This is a genomic window from Salinivibrio sp. AR640 (assembly GCF_001995405.1).
GTDB classification, from domain to species: Bacteria; Pseudomonadota; Gammaproteobacteria; order Enterobacterales; family Vibrionaceae; genus Salinivibrio; species Salinivibrio costicola.
Genome location: NZ_MUFD01000031.1, coordinates 20,244 through 37,672, shown reverse-complemented (window position 1 = coordinate 37,672; position 17,429 = coordinate 20,244). Strand labels below are relative to the sequence as shown.

10 protein-coding genes are annotated in these 17,429 nt (G+C 49.2%); 4 read left to right on the top strand and 6 right to left on the bottom strand.

What is annotated here, in order from left to right; translation table 11 throughout:
* Nucleotides 1–511 precede the first annotated feature (511 nt).
* The gene (locus BZG75_RS13555; RefSeq protein ID WP_077461052.1) at nucleotides 512–1,660 is read left to right on the top strand and encodes an efflux RND transporter periplasmic adaptor subunit; all 1,149 of its coding nucleotides are present in this window, start codon (nucleotides 512–514) and stop codon (nucleotides 1,658–1,660) included.
* Nucleotides 1,653–4,781, top strand: a complete 3,129-nt coding sequence (locus BZG75_RS13550; RefSeq protein ID WP_077577267.1) for an efflux RND transporter permease subunit — start codon at nucleotides 1,653–1,655, stop codon at nucleotides 4,779–4,781. Before BZG75_RS13555 ends, BZG75_RS13550 begins: the two co-directional genes overlap by 8 nt.
* An 18-nt stretch (nucleotides 4,782–4,799) precedes the next feature.
* On the opposite strand, the gene BZG75_RS13545 is transcribed toward BZG75_RS13550, so the two are convergent.
* The 3 genes from BZG75_RS13545 to sohB form a co-directional block, all read right to left on the bottom strand.
* Nucleotides 4,800–5,723, bottom strand: coding sequence for a TIGR01212 family radical SAM protein (locus BZG75_RS13545; RefSeq protein ID WP_077577266.1), 924 nt, complete (start codon nucleotides 5,721–5,723; stop codon nucleotides 4,800–4,802).
* A 134-nt stretch (nucleotides 5,724–5,857) separates the two neighbouring features.
* Nucleotides 5,858–8,488, bottom strand: coding sequence for a type I DNA topoisomerase (gene topA, locus BZG75_RS13540; protein WP_077577265.1), 2,631 nt, complete (start codon nucleotides 8,486–8,488; stop codon nucleotides 5,858–5,860).
* Between the two features lie 410 nt (nucleotides 8,489–8,898).
* Entirely contained in the window at nucleotides 8,899–9,951 is a 1,053-nt protein-coding gene (sohB, locus tag BZG75_RS13535) for a protease SohB (RefSeq protein ID WP_021023935.1), read from the bottom strand.
* 125 nt (nucleotides 9,952–10,076) lie between these two features.
* On the opposite strand from sohB, the gene BZG75_RS13530 reads away from it, so the two are divergent.
* Nucleotides 10,077–10,820, top strand: a complete 744-nt coding sequence (locus tag BZG75_RS13530) for a YciK family oxidoreductase (protein ID WP_021023934.1) — start codon at nucleotides 10,077–10,079, stop codon at nucleotides 10,818–10,820.
* 47 nt (nucleotides 10,821–10,867) lie between these two features.
* Here BZG75_RS13530 and BZG75_RS13525 read toward each other — a convergent pair whose 3' ends face one another.
* The 3 genes from BZG75_RS13525 to rluB form a co-directional block, all read right to left on the bottom strand.
* Nucleotides 10,868–12,886, bottom strand: coding sequence for a TonB-dependent siderophore receptor (locus BZG75_RS13525; protein WP_241824071.1), 2,019 nt, complete (start codon nucleotides 12,884–12,886; stop codon nucleotides 10,868–10,870).
* A 196-nt stretch (nucleotides 12,887–13,082) separates the two neighbouring features.
* Nucleotides 13,083–14,006: an AraC family transcriptional regulator gene (locus BZG75_RS13520; protein WP_077461044.1), complete on the bottom strand. Its 924-nt coding sequence runs from the start codon at nucleotides 14,004–14,006 to the stop codon at nucleotides 13,083–13,085.
* 137 nt (nucleotides 14,007–14,143) lie between these two features.
* Nucleotides 14,144–15,121, bottom strand: coding sequence for a 23S rRNA pseudouridine(2605) synthase RluB (gene rluB / locus BZG75_RS13515; protein WP_021023931.1), 978 nt, complete (start codon nucleotides 15,119–15,121; stop codon nucleotides 14,144–14,146).
* 330 nt (nucleotides 15,122–15,451) lie between these two features.
* Between rluB and dhaR the strand changes: the two genes are divergently transcribed.
* Nucleotides 15,452–17,377 (top strand): dihydroxyacetone kinase operon transcriptional regulator DhaR, encoded by a 1,926-nt coding sequence (dhaR, locus tag BZG75_RS13510; RefSeq protein ID WP_077577264.1) that lies wholly within the window; start codon nucleotides 15,452–15,454, stop codon nucleotides 17,375–17,377.
* The last annotated feature ends 52 nt before the right edge of the window (nucleotides 17,378–17,429 follow it).

Here is a 17,429-nt window from a genome sequence, read left to right as displayed (position 1 = left end):
TAGTATATTTTTTTTATTTTTTAGCTCACAAATACACCTTAAAACAAGCGTACCCATCGTTATTCCCATAGGCATATAAAACAGCCTCTCTTATTCAATAAACCCCTATAACGCTACGTTAAAATCGTAAAAAAACCCCTTTCTTTTTTTATTGTGGAAATTAACAAGATTGCATACATGTTCAACGCTTGTTTTTTACCAACAAAATCAGAGAAATCACGTAAAAAACGTAAAAATAAGTGAGATAAAAACTAACTATGTAATTATCTATTGGAAAAAAAGAACAGGTTTGCGTTTTAGCAAAAGACACATGCCGGATGACCGAAACGAGGCGATCGGGAGGACACACTCAGTCGTAACGTGTTGAGTGCAACAAAAAATGATGAAATTCAAAAGATCAGTKAGCGTGTCATCACAGTACTGACGTTACATGATAAATTAGTTAATAGACATATAACCCGAATCGGCTGTCACACTACACATGGCGACGCACAGAAAGGACTCATCATTAATGAAAGGACTACGTTGGATTCTGCCCTTAGTGGTATTAGGGCTCGGCTACCTTGGCTATACTGCTATTGCGGCAACGGAATCAGAGACACAGGTCGATAATCCCGCTCCTCCTCCGCCGATCGTCGATACGCAGTTCATCACGCCTACGCAACATCAAGTAGTCATCACGGGGCATGGTGAATTAATGCCGCTGGAAACCACGCAAATCTCCGCGCAAGTATCGGGAGAAGTCATGGATTGGCACCCGAATTTTGTCGCCGGTGGCATCGTAAAACGTGGCGACGTGCTCTTCTCTATTGAGGCGGATAATTATCAGGCGGCGGTGCTCAGTGCAGAGGCCGATCTCGCCAGCGCGCAAGCCGCTCTCATTGAAGAACAAGCGCAAGCCGCAGTGGCAAAGCGCCAAGCAAAAAGCTTGCCTCCGACACAGGTCACCGATCTCTATTTACGCAAACCACAACTATTAACGGCCAAGGCGCGGGTGAAGTCGGCCCAAGCGGCATTAAAACGCGCTCAACGCGATCTTGATAACTGTCAAGTCACTGCACCCTATGATGCCCTAGTGGTCTCACGCGATATCGGTGTGGGTCAATATATTAGCGCAGGCACGACTGTGGGTACGATCAACAATGTTGAAGTGGCGGAAGTCCACGTACCTGTGGCTGGGTTTGACAGTGCATTTCTGCCCGAACAACTCGAAGGGATTCAGGCCTCGCTGACACGAAATGGCACATCGCCGATTCATCGCGAAGGCACCGTGGTGCGTGATTTAGGGATTGTGGAACAAAGTACACGGATGATGCGTGTGGTTGTGCGTCTTGATGACCCCTACGGTATCAGCTCGCCTAAACCAACTCTGCCCTTCGGCAGTTATGTTGAGGTGGCCTTTAACGGCACCACGTTAGACGCAGTATTTAAACTTCCCCAAGCCTTGGCAAATAATCGACAAGTTTGGGTGGTCGATGGCAAGGGCCAACTTTCATCTCGCGCCTTGAATATTGTCCGTGCCGAAGGGCAATACCTTTATGCGGACCAAGGGCTAAGTGCCAATGACCAGATTGTGACAACGCCCCCCGAGTTTCCTGAAGCGGGAATGACGGTACGCGTGCCATCGCAGGTTGCGCAGGAGAACGACGACGATGAATGAAGCCCCTACGCCACCTCGTGGTCTCATTGCGTATTTTGCACATAACCCTGTCGCGGCGAATCTGATCATGATTTTTGTATTGATCATGGGGATCGCGAGCTACTTCTTTATTCAACGTCAGATGTTCCCCAACATCGAAATTAATTATATCCATATCACTGCTGACTACCCAGGCGCCTCGCCACAAGAGGTTGAAGAGAGCATCCTCGTAAAGGTGGAAGAAGCCATTAAAGATGTCACCGGCATTGAGTCTGTGGTATCGACAGCACGCCGAGGCTTTGGCCGTGTCGAAATCGAAGTGGATGTTGGCGAAGACCTCAATGTGGTGTTGGATCGGGTGAATCAGAAAGTCGATGCCATTTCTAATCTGCCCGCGTCTATGGAGCCGCTCAATGTGTCGCAAGTTGAGTTTCGACAGACAGTGATACGCATGGCGGTGGTGGGCGACAAGCCACTGACCGAGCTAAAACCCGTCGCACAAAACATCGAAGACGAGTTACTTCAACTTAACGATGTGACATTAGTCGAGCTCAGTGCCCCTAACTACGAAATCGCCATTGAAGTTGCACCGCAACAATTAAGAAAATACGACCTCACTCTGGGTCAAGTCAGTGATGCCATAGCCCGCTATTCAGCCAACTTCTCAGCCGGTGAAGTGCGCACCGATAGCGGTATGATCGCCATTCGCGTGGAAAACCAACGCTATCGCGGCGACGAATTTCGACAGATCCCGATTAAAATTGGTCCAAATGGTAGCCGGCTACGACTGCAAGATATCGCGACCATTAAAGATGGCTTTACCGAAGGTGAGCGCTATTTTAAATACTCTGGGCAAAATGCCATCTTTCTCTCGGTGAACGCGACAGCGTCGCAAAACATGGTTACCGTCGCCTCCGCAGTCAAAGATTACATCGAGACGAAAAACAACACGCTTCCAGCCGGCTTGGCGCTAAAGTCCGTGGTTGATATGACCCACTACTTAAACGCGCGCTTGGACATGATGCTCAAAAACTTGCTGCAAGGGGCGGTGCTCGTCGCGTTGTTACTGACCCTCTTTTTACGCTTCAAGCTAGCAATGTGGGTGCTCGTGGGACTGCCCGTTTGTTTTCTTGGCGCGGTTATGCTGATGCCAGTGATAGGGGTCAGTATTAATATTGTGTCGTTATTTGCCTTTATTATGGTTTTGGGGATCGTCGTTGATGATGCCATTGTGATAGGCGAAAGCGTTTATACCGAAGTCGAGCATAAGGGCGGTGGTGTGAATAACGTGGTTGCCGGTGCTCAACGGGTTGCAACGCCCGCTACCTTTGGGGTATTAACGACCATTGCAGTGTTTGCCCCTTTTTTGATGTCTAGTGGACCAGAGCGTGCCTTCTTCTTTGGTATCGCCGCCATTGTCATCTTGTGTCTGGTATTTAGTTTGATTGAATCCAAACTCATCCTTCCAGCACACCTTGCTCATACCCACTTTTCTACCCCTAAACCAAATAGCTTACGCCAACGCTTTAACCGCCGTTTTCAGCAATTCATTCACGGCCCTTATCGTCGTACAGTCACCCGGGCCACACACTGGCGTTGGTCTGTACTTACCGTATTCATTGCCCTATTGGCAATCAGTATTGCTTTGGTGGTGGCCAGCCACGTTCGTATGGTGCCGACGCCGAAAGTACCACATGACTTCCCCAATATTCGTTTAGAGATGAATAACAACGCATCGAGCGAACAAACCATCGCTGCCCTAAAAGCTATCGAGCGAATGGTCTACGACGTTGATAACAACACTCAAGCGGAAACCGGCCAAGCCATGATCAAAGAAACCCTGGTATTTAATGAGGGCCGAACCGCTGGGCAGCTGGTAATCCCCTTGGTGGATGATGCCGTTCGTCCATTTACCACTTTTGAACTCTCTCGGCGCTGGCGCGATGCCATGCCTGATATTCCGGGGGTGAAAAAGCTCACCATTCAAGACGATGTCAACGGCGGAGAACAAGGTGATGAATTTGGTTACCTGTTATTCGGCCCCGATATTGAGACCCTCAATGCCGCTGGGCGGGCGCTGATGTCACGCCTTAATCAGCAACCAGGGCTTTTCGATATATCCTCTTCGATGGATTCTGGCAGCCAGGAAATTCTGATCTCGCTCACTCCCGTCGCCCATGATCTGGGGCTGGATCTGACGACCATTGCCCAGCAAGTTGGGGGCAGCTTTTATGGCGGTGAAGCACAGCGATTGATCCGAGACGGTGAAGAAATCAAAGTCATGGTGCGGTATCCAAAGCGCACGCGAGAAACCTTCTCATCGCTACGCTATGCCGTGATCACGACGCCAACGGGGCAACAAGTGATGCTGGGTGATGTGGTCAACTTTGAGCAACAGCCTGGGATCAGTAGCCTTCGCCGTGAAGCAGGATTTCGCACTGTCTACGTCTATGGCGCCATTGATGAAGAGCAAGTAGAACCCAACCAAGTGGTTGAAACGATTCGACAATCGGTAATACCTGATGTGTTGGCCGATTATCCTGAAGTCACCAGTGAGCTCAGTGGCTCGATTGAGGAGCAACAAGCTCAGCAAAGTGAGCAACTGCTGTTTTTTATCGCTGGCATGATCGTGGTCTATGCATTGCTTGCCGTACCATTAAAAAGTTACACCCAGCCATTGATTATTATGTCGGTGATCCCATTTAGTCTCACCGGCGCCATTTGGGGACATTATTGGTTTGATATCGATTTGAGCTTGATGTCGACCTTTGGCTTAATTGCCGCGGCAGGTGTGGTGGTCAACGATTCACTGGTAATGACCGATTACATCAACCGGGCTCGGCAAGCGGGCGTTGCAGTCAAACAAGCGGTGATTGACGCCGGCTGCGCGCGTTTTCGTGCCATCACTCTCACCTCCATCACCACCTTTGCCGGGGTACTGCCGATCATGTTTGAAACTAGCTTACAAGCACGGTTTGTGATCCCCATGGCAGTGGCGTTAGGCTTTGCCGTGATGTTCGCAACCTTGCTCACACTGATTCTTGTGCCTTGCTTGTACCTGATATTGCAAGATATTGGCAGAGTGTTGCAAAGACTGATGCAACGCGTCTTGCCAACGGCATCAGAGGATCAACTCCGCTAGATCAAAAGATTCAATCGGCTAGCGCCCCACAAAGGGGTGGCCCAGCGCGGCCCCTTGTGCGCCTGTTTGTGTGAGTGTCTCGGCGATCGCTGTCATCGCAAGCCAGCGATTTTCACACCAGGCAGGTGCTAACAATGTGGGTGGACGTGCACTTGCCGATACCCGATGGTAAACCACCTCTGGTGGCGTTCGCTGAATCATCATCGAGGCGCTAGCGATGTAATCGTCGAACGAAATTTCCCTTTGTCGCCCAGCTCGCCACGCCTTTGCCATGGTGCTTCCTTCAACGATGTGCAGCGGATGCAACTTGATCCCATCGGTGCCCGTATTTACCACTGTATCAATCGTCTGTTGATGGGCCGTTATCTCCTCCCCTGGCAGGCCGACAATTAAATGGGTGCACACTTTGATCCCTAAGGCACGGGCCTTTGTTGCGACCTGTTGGTATACCGCGACGTTATGCCCACGATTAATGCGTTTGAGCGTTTTATCATGGCCGGTTTGTAAGCCAAGCTCTAACCACACCTCAAAGCCTTGTTGATAATAATCTGCAAGCAAATCGAGCACGGCATGCGGCACGCAATCAGGACGTGTTCCCACACATAATCCCACCATGTGCTCTTGGGCCAGTGCTTGCTCGTACAACACTTTTAAACGGGCGACTTCATCATAGGTGCTGGTATAAGCCTGAAAATACGCTAAATAACGGCGGGCACGATCCACTTCTTTGGCGCGTTGACTGAGTTGTTGACTGACCGATGCATGTTGCGCTTTTTCATCCGCAAACGAGGCCACATTACAAAACGTGCAACCGCCCCGTCCCAACGTACCATCGCGGTTTGGGCAACTAAAACCACCGTGCAACGTCAGTTTATGCACCCGTTCGCCATAGCGGTGCTTGAGATCTTGGCCAAGTGTATTAACTAACTGGTGCAGCTCCATGGTGCCTCGTGGCTCAATACAAAGTCGCATCTTAGCAGCACAAACCAGAGGCACTTTGGTAGAGATCAAACGTCGGTATCACGGCCGCTAAAAACGACGAAAAAAAACCCGCCGTGATGGCGGGTTGAATCTCATTAGGCTTTGGCCTTCTTCTTGCGCTTGTCAGTGACTTCCCACTGACCATCGACAAAGAAAGCTGACCAGCCGGATGGCTTACCGTCTTCTTCACTTCGCACGTAGTTTTCTTTGGTTTTACGTGCAAAACGAACTACCGTCGGTCGTCCATCAGGATCCTGTTGTGGTGCATCCGCAAGGTATTGGAATTTCTCCGAGATACGATCTCTAAAGCGATCGAGCTCTTCCACCAGCGGCGCGCGAGTTTCACGCGATTTAGGGAAGTTACTTGCCGCCATAAACAGCCCCGAGGCGCCGTCTCGCAGCACAAAATAGGCGTCCGAATTTTCGCAAGGCAGTTCAGGGAAATGCACAGGATCTTCTTTCGGTGGTGCAACATCACCGTTTTTCAAGATCTTGCGCGTATTCTTACATTCATCATTGGTGCAACCCATGTACTTCCCGAAGCGGCCATTTTTCAGCACCATATCGTTACCACATTTGTCACACTCAACGACCGGACCGTCATAGCCTTTCGGTTTAAACTCACCCTTTTCGACCACATAACCTTCACAGCTTGGGTTATTACCACAGACATGAAGCTTACGATGTTGGTCAATCAGGTATGAATCCATCGCCGTTTCGCAAATCGGACAACGTTTCATGGCACGAAGATCCGCGGTTTCAACATCCTCTTCTAGGACGTTAACAATGCCGTCTTCATCCATCAGATTGATGGTGGTTTTGCAACGCTCTTTCGGCGGTAATGCATACCCTGAGCAGCCCAAAAAGACGCCAGTTGATGCAGTACGAATACCCATTTTACGGCCACATGTTGGACAATCGATATCCGTCATGACCATATTGTTCGGTTTCATCCCGCCTTCTTCTTCGTCTTGTTCCGCTTGCTCTAGCTCTGCGGTGAAGTCGGCAAAGAAGTCGTCAAGCACGCCTTTCCAATCGGCTTGACCTTCAGCGATTTTATCCAGCGACGCTTCCATCCGGGCGGTAAAGTCGTAATCCATCAAGTCTGCAAAGCTCTGGGTCAGACGATCGGTGACGATCTCTCCCATTTTCTCTGCGTAGAAACGACGATTTTCGACGCGCACATAACCACGATCTTGAATGGTCGAAATGATCGACGCATACGTGGACGGACGGCCAATACCCGCTTTTTCCAGCTCTTTAACCAAAGCCGCTTCCGTGAATCGCGCCGGTGGCTTAGTGAAGTGCTGTTTCGGATCAAGCTGACTCAACGTCAGTGATTGTCCCACTTCCACCGCAGGCAAGATTTGATCTTCGTTTTTACCCGTCGGGCGCTGTACGCGCGTCCAACCATCGAAACGTAAAATCCGCCCTTTTGCTTTCAAAGAAAACTCACCGGCCTCTACGGTCAATGTGGTGGAGTCGTACTTAGCCGGTACCATTTGACACGCCACGAACTGACGCCATATCAGGTCGTACAGTCGATGCGCATCAGGATCCATACCTTGCAAATCGCTCGCCGTCACGCCAACATCCGATGGACGGATCGCTTCGTGGGCTTCTTGCGCATTGGCTTTTGCCCCGTAGACGTTCGCCGACTCAGGTAAATATTGTTCACCGTATTCGCTGGCAATATGTCCCCGCGCTGCGTCCACCGCCTCTTTACTGAGGTTGGTCGAATCGGTACGCATATAGGTGATGTAACCCGCCTCATAAAGACGCTGCGCTAACATCATGGTTTTCTTCACCCCAAAGCCTAACCGCGTACTGGCGGCTTGCTGAAGTGTTGAGGTGATATAGGGCGCAGATGGCTTACTGGTTGAGGGGCGATCTTCACGATCACGTACCACGTAGCTCGCGTTTTCCAACGCGGCCACCGCGGCCATCGCCTCATCGCTGTTTTTCGGCTTAAAGGCTTTTCCGTTTTGCTGTGCAACGAGCAATCGAAGTGCCTGCTCGTTAGGAGTGAGCGTGTCCGCATGCACATCCCAAAACTCTTCAGGAATAAACGCTTTAATTTGATGCTCGCGTTCGACCAACAATTTCACCGCGACCGATTGCACACGCCCTGCCGACAAACCGCGCGCCACTTTTTTCCAAAGCAGCGGTGACACCATAAAGCCCACCACACGATCGAGAAAACGCCTGGCTTGCTGTGCATTGACGCCATCAATGTTGACGTCTCCCGGCGCTTCAAACGCCTGGGTAATGGCATTTTTGGTGATTTCGTTAAACACAACACGCTTAAAACGATCTTCATCGCCACCGATCAGCTCCCGCAGGTGCCAAGCTATGGCTTCCCCTTCGCGGTCTAAATCCGTTGCGAGATAAACATGGTCAGCTTGCTCGGCCAGTGATTTGAGTTCGGCAACGACTTTTTCCTTGCCCGGCAGCACTTGATATTTCGCCTGCCAACCGTTGTAAGGATCGACGCCCATCTTATTGATGAGCGCCTTCTTTTCTTTTTGTTTCTTAATTCGCGCTTTTTCTTCGGCGCTGAGCCCTTTCGTAGACACAGGTGCAGCTTTTTTACCGCCCTGGGTCGCTCCAGTAGGCAGATCACGCACATGCCCGACACTCGACTTCACAATGAAATCTTTGCCGAGATATTTGTTGATCGTTTTCGCCTTTGCAGGGGACTCCACGATAACGAGAGATTTGCCCATAATGACCTAATTGACGCCCTTTGCGCTAAAACTGTCGAAAATTCGTTGCGTTGCACTCCGATATTGGAATGCCGCTATCTGTTTTACAATATTGAGCGAGTCTAGCCGAATATCAACTAAATTCGCAGTAAAACACGCTGATTGCTCGTACCTTCCACAATTGTTAACCAATTGTGATAGTAGTGTATCGGTTATTCGCTATGCCACTTTTCGGCAAAAAGCGCGCTAATCATTACCATTGCCGCCTGTAAAATAGCTAAGTGGATACGGTAATTTTTGGCTTGGCTCACATTATTCTTGATATTTATCCCATCATAGCGTGATTTCGCCAAGCCAAAGGCATGCCAGCAGTCAATGCGACGATGCCCTATTTTATGTGCAATATACCGGTATCATGCACGCGCGCTTGCTTACACCAGCGGACGCTGGCCTCGGCTAATCCATTTAAGTAACACACGATCGGCCACCTCAGCGGAGGTTCCTGCTAATTTCTCAGCGATATTTTTGCGCTGCTGATAAGAGACCGATAGCACTTTACGATCCTTGTTGGCCGCCTCAAAAAGATACTCGTCGCTGGTGCAGACTTGATCAATCAAGCCAAGTTCTAATGCTTGGTTGCCAAACCAGTGCTCGCCGGTTGCGACCTCATCAACATTTAACGAAGGGCGGTGCTCGGTGATAAACGCTTTGAATAGACCATGCGTTTCTTCCAACTCGGTTTTGAATTTTTCACGCGCTTTATCGGTATTTTCACCAAACATGGTCAAGGTACGTTTAAACTCCCCTGCGGTCAGCTGCTCAAACTCAATATCGTTTTTCTTGAGCAACTTATTAAAGTTGGGGAGCTGGGCAATCACACCAATCGAACCAATGATTGCGAAAGGCGCAGCGATCAGCTTATCGGCCACACATGCCATCATATAGCCACCGCTAGCCGCGACTTTGTCAACCGCGACAGTCAGCGGTACGCCGGCTTTACGAACGCGTGCCAGTTGCGAGGCGGCTAACCCATAGCCGTGCACCATGCCGCCGCCACTTTCCAGTTTAACCAAAACTTCATCTTGTTCGGTCGCTACCGACAAAATGGCGGTCACTTCCTCACGCAATGCCTCGACTTCGCGGGCATCAATACTGCCTTTAAAAGTCAGAACAAAAAGTTGTGGATCGCGCTGTGTTGGCTGCGCCGTTTGCTTCTTCGCTGCGGCCTTTTGTGCCTTTTCTTCTTTCTTTTTCGCCTTTTTCTCGTCTTTATCGCGCGCTTTTAACGATGACTCATTGTAAAGATGATGTTCGAGCGACTGCCGGTAGGTCTTAAAGCTATCGGTTAAATCGGTAAGCTTCAGGCTGCCTTTCTGTCCGCCTTTATCATTCGCCGCGCGTAGCAGTGCCACTAACACCACCGCTGCCATTAAAAAGGTGACGACTTTCGCTAAAAAAAGCCCATAATCCGCAATGAATTCCAATGTTGTATCCTCTTTTTATCTCTGAGTTTGCAATGCCTCAGCCCAGTGCATCACGCACTTGGTTGTCACACATTACCCGCAACCTTACAATAATCTACGTTTAACAATAAATAAGGATTTGTACTGTGGACTATCAAGTAACCTCCGACGCGCTTCAAGGGCGTGTAATTTTGGTCACCGGCGCCGGCGCTGGTATTGGTCGTCAAGCGGCACTGAGCTATGCCGAAAAAGGCGCGACGGTGATTTTGCTCGGCCGCACCGTGAAAAAACTTGAAGCTGTGTACGATGAAATTACTGCCACGGGCGCACCACAACCTGCCATTATTCCCTTAGACATGCTGGGGGCAACCCGGCAGCATTATCTCGACATGGCGGATACCATTGACCAACAATTTGGTCGTTTAGACGGTGTACTCCATAATGCTGGCCTACTTGGCGTGCTAAGCCCTTTCGATCAAATCGATGAAAAATCGCATGACGATGTGATGCAAGTGAACGTCAAAGCCACCATGTTGATGACACAAGCCTTGCTGCCACTGCTGAAAAAGTCTGATGATGCGCGCGTGGTGTTTACCACGTCTACCGTGGGTCATCAAGGCCGTGCTTACTGGGGCAGCTACGCGATTTCTAAGTTCGCCACGGAAGGAATGATGCAAGTACTGGCCGATGAAATGTCAGACACCAAGGTACGAGTGAACGCGATTAATCCAGGTGGCACGCGAACTAGCATGCGCGCCAGCGCCTTCCCAGGCGAGGATCCCGACACATTAAAAACGCCACTCGATATTATTCCGCTCTACGTCTACCTCATGGCCCCGGAAGGTGTTGAAGTGCATGGCCAGTGCATTGATGCGCAACCCAAACGATAAACAAAAACGCCCCCATTGACGGGGGCGTTGTTTTTCACAAACGCGGTTTAAAAATCAAAGGTAATTTTTGCTTTTACATTCCGCTCATCACCATACCAACAGTTCAGCTCGTCGAAGCAGCTATATGTCGTTTTATCCAGCAGGTTCGTTGCAGATAGTGACAATTTTGCTCCTGATAGCGACGTATCTAGCTGAGCAAGATCATAGTTTAGAGCGGTATCAAACAGGGTATAATCAGGCACTTTAAAGGTATTGTTCGCGTTACCCTGTGACTCGCCCACATAACGCGCCCCCACGCTCACTTCTAATCCGGAGGTTAACTGATGGTTCACCCAAGCACTGGCCGTTTGCTCGGGCACCCAAACCGGTGTCTTGCCATCAAGATTAGGATCGTCGGTGATCTCCATATCAATATAGCTATAGGTTAAGGCCACATTGGTATCTAGGCTCAGCGCATGACTCAGTTCAATTTCGACGCCTCGCGAACGGATTTCACCCGTTTGAATTTTGGCGTAAGAATCATTGGGATCGTTGACCAAGGCATCTTGCTTAGTCAGCTCAAATAACGCCAAGTTGAGCCCTGTCGTCCCATCCAATGATAAATACTTCAGGCCTGCTTCCCACTGCTCGCCCTTCGATGGATCAAAGACATTACCTCGATTATCCATGTCTGTCGGCTCAAAGCTCTCGGAGTAACTGAGATAAGGGGAAATACCGTTATCAAATTGGTACATGGCTCCGGCGCGAAACGCCAAATTGTAGTGGCGAATGTTTTTATCAGAGGTACTCGGTGACCCAGCAAACAATGTTTGCTGATCATCTTTTAACTCATATTCATCGTATCGCGCGCCAGCGAGGAAGACCCATTGATTCCAAAGGATCTGATCTTGGGCGTAGAGTCCGGTCTGCGTGACCTCAATGTCATGCTGATCCTGATAAACGAAGCTAAGTGAACTTGGGTCAACCTGGTTATTATTGGGCTCAAAGATATCAATAGCCGGCACCACACCTGCAAGGGTATCGTCATAGCCAACATTGGACGACATGTTTTGATAATCCAAGCCAAACAAGGTGTAATGTTGCGCTGCCCCCCAGCGCAAATCGCCAGAAAGCTGAGTATCAACCACCCACGATTCCATGGTTTCATCTGTCAGGTACGCATTACGCGGATAGTGTCTGTCATCACTGCTTTTTTGGTGGTACATGTTCTTTTGCAGTAAATCGGCATCGGTGTATCGTGCGGTGTGCAGTAGTGACCAATCAGAAGCGAGTTGGTGTTGCACCTTATAGCCCAGCATTAAAAACTCTCGGTCGTAGGTATTCCAGTTGTTGTCACCGGAAAAACTGTCACTCGAAAGGCTGCCTTGGTCACTGTGCAGCACTGAGCCTTTTGCTGGTAGCGACGTATAAATGCCCGCAGCCGGATCCGCTTGATAATATAGATTAAAATTCACTAAGGTATCTTGCGAAATACGCCAATCTAGCGACGGAGCCACGACATAACGCTCTTCTTCTGAATGCCCGGCTTGCCCGTCTTTTTTCCGTGCCAGCGCCACCATCCGATAGGCCAACGAGGTATCTTGAATCGCTCCGGTGCTGTCGACTGATATTTCTCGCAGCGCCTCTGTATCAGTACTGACGCCAACCCGATGCGCGGCTTCACGCTGAGGCGTTTTCGCGATCATATTCACCATACCACCCGGTGGAATATTTCCGTACAACACGGATGTAGGTCCTTTAAAAACCTCGACTTGCTCAATCGCGATCGGATCAATTTGTGGCTGTAAATTCCAGGTGTTGTAAGGGATCGCTAACCCGTCGTAAAAATTTTGATAGTTGATAAAACCACGAATATTGAAAAGGTCGAGACGGGTCACGGCCCCACCGCGAAGTTCGGTATTTACGCCCGGGGTGTAGCGGACGGCTTCGCTTAATGAACTTGCTTGGCGCTGCTCCAAAGTGTCGCGGTTAATCACTGTGACCGCTTGTGGTGTCTCTTCGGGTGCCAATACCGTTTTGGTGGCGGTATTGCGGTACGTGTCACCTAGGACTTGTATGGTTTCCATGTTGGCTTCTTGGGGAGCAGAGTAAGCCGACACAGTTACCACGCTGCTAATCACAGCTAAGGTCAACGGCGACAATCGCCCAATAGCCTGCCGTGGGCACGAAAAACCTGTATGCATCATGATTTCCTCTAATGACGAACCAATAAATCTAAAACGGAATCATTCGTATTTTATGGATACATAGAGGAAATACTGTTCATTTTGGTGCACGATGCACGGGATCGATAGCACGATGCACGGGATTGAGTGGCACCCAATATGTCATTACTGCGCTATTCGAGTGGGGCTGGTAACCACTGGGGTAGATTTCAAGCTCTATACCATCGGTGCATTGATAGCCAGAGTCTGGTAGCCAAGCGTAAATAAACGCCTGCAATGTATCAGGGAGCCCGCTCACCGGCCCGGAGTGCGTGATAACGGCATAGGTCGTTTCCGGAATGATCCAGCTTGTGGTGTCATGTTGAAAGCCTGCTAATGCCTGTTGTCCCGCAAGGTATGGCAACGGTGATTGCAGTGTATCCGCGCTAGCTACATCAATGGCACCGATACTTGGCTGGTTTAGATCAATCACGCCGCGCGCATAGGCTCGCTGCCAAAGCGCTGGCACAACATCATTAAAATCAGGCTCTGGCGCAAATAATCCCAATATCGGTGCAACGTCTCCCGCGATTGTGGCTTGAGGTCGCGTTTTAATCTGCACAGATAACCACAGAGGTTGTGGTGTGGTTAAAGTGGTAATTTGTAACGGTGTACGAATACCATCCATAATGCCTCGTCGACGATATTCTCGAGGCGTCATATTATATTGCTGTCGAAATGCGCGGGAAAAATTAGCCTCAGAGGTAAACCCACAGGATAAGGCAATATCAATGATACGACGTTGGCCAGTCAGTAACTGCTTAGCGGCATCACTCAATTTAAGCTCCCGCACGTAGTGCGCAACACTCATCCCCGTTTGCTCAGAGAACACGCGCTGCAGTTGCCAACGAGACCAGCAACTTTTTGCTGCAAGTTCACTAACCAATAGTGGCTGATCTAAATGGGTATGGATGTAGGCTAATACACGTTCAATCCGATTTAAACGGGTGGCAGCTTGATAAGGCTCAGCAGCGATCGTCATTATTTCCGTATATCGATAGTTCTATAAATTGAGCTGACAATAACACAAATAATAATCGTTATCATGTACACCCTTCTCTCTTGAATAAAAAAACCCGACACAAGGCCGGGTTTTCATTCATTAATGCTGAAAGCGTTTTATTTACGCGTCCGAGGCTTTCCTTTCCCTCTTGGCGCGCCAGGGCGTGGGCTACCTTTTTTTGGTCCCGACCCTTTTGGTCCTGCTGCCGGGGCATTACCACGGCGAGCTTGACGGGCTTTCTTTGGCTTATCGTTCGAGTCGATACGCTCTTCATAACGGCGCACTGCTCGACGAATTTTCTGACGCGACTTTTTACGCTTTTGGTCTTCTGGCGTGATCACTGTTTGCGATTCAGGCTTCATTTCCACCATCTCGCGCAAATAGTTAACTTCTTTAAGTTCCATCTCGCGCCAACCACCACGTGGCAGGTCTTTCTCAAGATAAATGTCACCGTAACGCACTCGCTTCAAGCGGCTCACAGTCACACCTTGAGTTTCCCAAAGGCGACGCACTTCGCGGTTACGCCCTTCGGTGATCACAACATAAAAGGTGTGGTTCATCCCTTCGCCACCCGCGTAAACCACGTCCTCAAAGCGGGCAACACCGTCTTCAAGCTCGACACCGGCCACCACGTTGCGCACCATGTCTTCGTTCACATCACCAAAAACGCGCACCATATATTCACGCTGCACTTGGCGGCTTGGATGCATCAAGCGGTTTGCCAGTTCACCGTCAGTGGTAAACAGCATGAGACCGGACGTGTTGGCGTCCAAGCGGCCAACAGCGACCCAGCGGGCATCTTTGAGCTTTGGCAACCGGTCGAACACGGTACGACGACCTTCTGGGTCGCTACGCGTACATAGTTCGCCCTCTGGCTTGTTGTAAGCCAGCACGCGACATACTGACTCAGAAGGCGCATTGAGCGGCACTGCATGGCCATCGACACGCACCAGCGCACTCGGATCGTCAAGACGGTCGCCCAGCTTGGCCACCACACCATTGACACTCACTCGGCCGGCTTGGATATAGCTTTCCATTTCGCGGCGTGACCCCGTGCCAGCACGCGCTAGCACCTTCTGTAATTTTTCGCTCATGTTTGTCTTACCTTACTGTCGCCTTCACAGGCGTCAAAAACGGAATAACTCTACGTTATGGCTGGTTATAATACGCCCCTAGTAAAACTTGTTGAAACATCTCCAACAAGATAAAGCGCGGCGCTATAACAGGTGCCTAATGATACACGACCGCATCACGCACGCATAGAAAAATACACCCTGACTACTGGATAAAACGGTCAGTTTTTATACGTCTTTTATCTCGCTCATTTCGTCTCTCTGTGCTGAGGCGTGAAAGTTCTCACAGCTGCTGGGCTAAAGTACCTGTAACATGCCAACAGTCCATAACTTGTGCTAGAGCGGTATAGCATGCTTTCGATCGAAGACAATAAAACCAAATGGGACTTTTTCCAAAAACACCACTGGGTGTCTCATGAATTCTCACGTACCCCCGTACTTAAGTCGTGGGAGCGGTGTATAAAGCAATGTAATCCCTACACTTGGTCAAAACCACACATTGCCTCTGGTTTTACCTTATCGTCTTTGATGAAGCGCAACGAGCATCTTATCGAATGTGCCACCACAGTGCTTGAAGATACTTACGATATGTTAGGCGAAGAAAATTTGCTATTGATTGTGACTGACAACAATGGCTGCATTCTTTCTCTCGTCGGGCATGACGTAATAAAGCAGGAGATGAACGAGCTTGGTATAAAACAAGGTTGCTTTCTTTCTGAAGGGAAGATTGGTACCAATGCAGTCAATCTCTGTATCAACACCCATATGCCTTGTGAAGTATTTGCCGCAGAACACTTTAATCGTCACTTACATCCTTATGCCTCCGTGGCAGCACCTGTTTTCGATCAATTTGGCAAGCTACGTGGGACAACGTGTTTGATTAAAAACGCAGAACACTACCAGAAAGAGAGCTTAGTCATCATCGCGTCAAGTGCGAGAGAAATCAGTTTGCAGATACATATTCATTCTGAACAAGAGAATATTAACCGTCTTTCCTGCGCGCACAACGCCACACTAGAGTGCATGGATGATGGTCTCCTGGCATGGGATGAAGACAATCACATAACAATGGTTAACCATCAATCTGAGCGATTACTGAATATTGAGGCAAGCGATGTCTTAGAAAAAGATGTGTTCTGTGTTTTTCGTTTTCCACCTAATGTACTCAACAGTATTGAGTCTGGCACAACGATTAAGCGTAAGCTGACCACAATAGAAGTCAACGGCGAGTTTGTTGAAGCGATTATCACGCTGCGTGCGCTCAATGACGGCACCCATTTACTGTTCTTGCACCCCATCGATAAAATTCGCGAACTAGCTCAACAGCAAATCGGAGGCAGTGCACGATATACATTCAATACGTTGCCTGTTATTTCACGCAAGATGAAACACGTGATTACCATGGCCAAGCGGGCGATAAAATCGAATTCACCGATCTTCATTACTGGAGAGGAAGGTGTGGGAAAAGCGACGTTAGCCATGGCGATTCATAATGAGAGTAGCTATAAAGATGGGCCATTCATTACGCTCAACTGCCGCTCGATCAATACGGAACAACTGGTGAAAGAGACCTTGGGCTATGATGAAGGACAGGGCATGCCTTCTAAGTTTGAGTTAGCTCACGGCGGAACTCTGTTTTTAGAAAAAGTGGAATACCTATCGCCAGACCTACAAGCCGTGTTACTAAAGTTATTAAAGACAGGCTTGGTAAGCCGTAGCGACAGCTTGCGATTGATCCCAGTAGACTTTCAACTCATTACCAGCACGACCGCAGAAATCAGCGAATATGTTACACAGCGCTCATTTGGTCGCCAACTTTACTATGAGTTATCCTCAAACGAACTCCCTATTTCGCCACTAAGAAAACGCAGAGAAGACATCGAACATCTTGTCCAGCAGCTTGTTAGCCATTACGAGCGTCGCCACAATGTAACCCTCTCGATAGAACAAGTGGCATTGGAAGCGTTAATGAATTTTCGTTGGCCAGGAAATAACTCCGAGTTAAGAAACCGAATTGAGCGCATCTTGCTTAATCGAGGTTCAAACTTGATCAAACTGAGTGATATTCCTGAGGACATAAAATTGAACGCCCATCATCGTACAGATAATACGCCGATCATAACCCTAGAAGAAGCCGAGAAAAGAGCCATTGTTCAGGCTTGGAATCAATGTAATGGGAAAATGAACGAGATGGCCAAAGCACTGCAAATTGGACGCACGACACTGTGGCGAAAAATCAAAAAATTTGGCTTACATGAACAGATGGAGTGGTACTAACGAGTCATATTAAAAAAGTCATATAAAAAAACCGGCGTTGAACGCCGGTTTA

Coding starts and splice junctions, on each gene's coding strand:
- BZG75_RS13555 (WP_077461052.1), top strand. CDS start 512: ATGAAAGGACTACGTTGGATTCTGCCCTTAGTGGTATTAGGGCTCGGC.
- BZG75_RS13550 (WP_077577267.1), top strand. CDS start 1,653: ATGAATGAAGCCCCTACGCCACCTCGTGGTCTCATTGCGTATTTTGCA.
- BZG75_RS13545 (WP_077577266.1), bottom strand. CDS start 5,723: ATGGAGCTGCACCAGTTAGTTAATACACTTGGCCAAGATCTCAAGCAC.
- topA (WP_077577265.1), bottom strand. CDS start 8,488: ATGGGCAAATCTCTCGTTATCGTGGAGTCCCCTGCAAAGGCGAAAACG.
- BZG75_RS13525 (WP_241824071.1), bottom strand. CDS start 12,886: ATGGAAACCATACAAGTCCTAGGTGACACGTACCGCAATACCGCCACC.
- BZG75_RS13520 (WP_077461044.1), bottom strand. CDS start 14,006: ATGACGATCGCTGCTGAGCCTTATCAAGCTGCCACCCGTTTAAATCGG.
- rluB (WP_021023931.1), bottom strand. CDS start 15,121: ATGAGCGAAAAATTACAGAAGGTGCTAGCGCGTGCTGGCACGGGGTCA.
- dhaR (WP_077577264.1), top strand. CDS start 15,452: ATGCTTTCGATCGAAGACAATAAAACCAAATGGGACTTTTTCCAAAAA.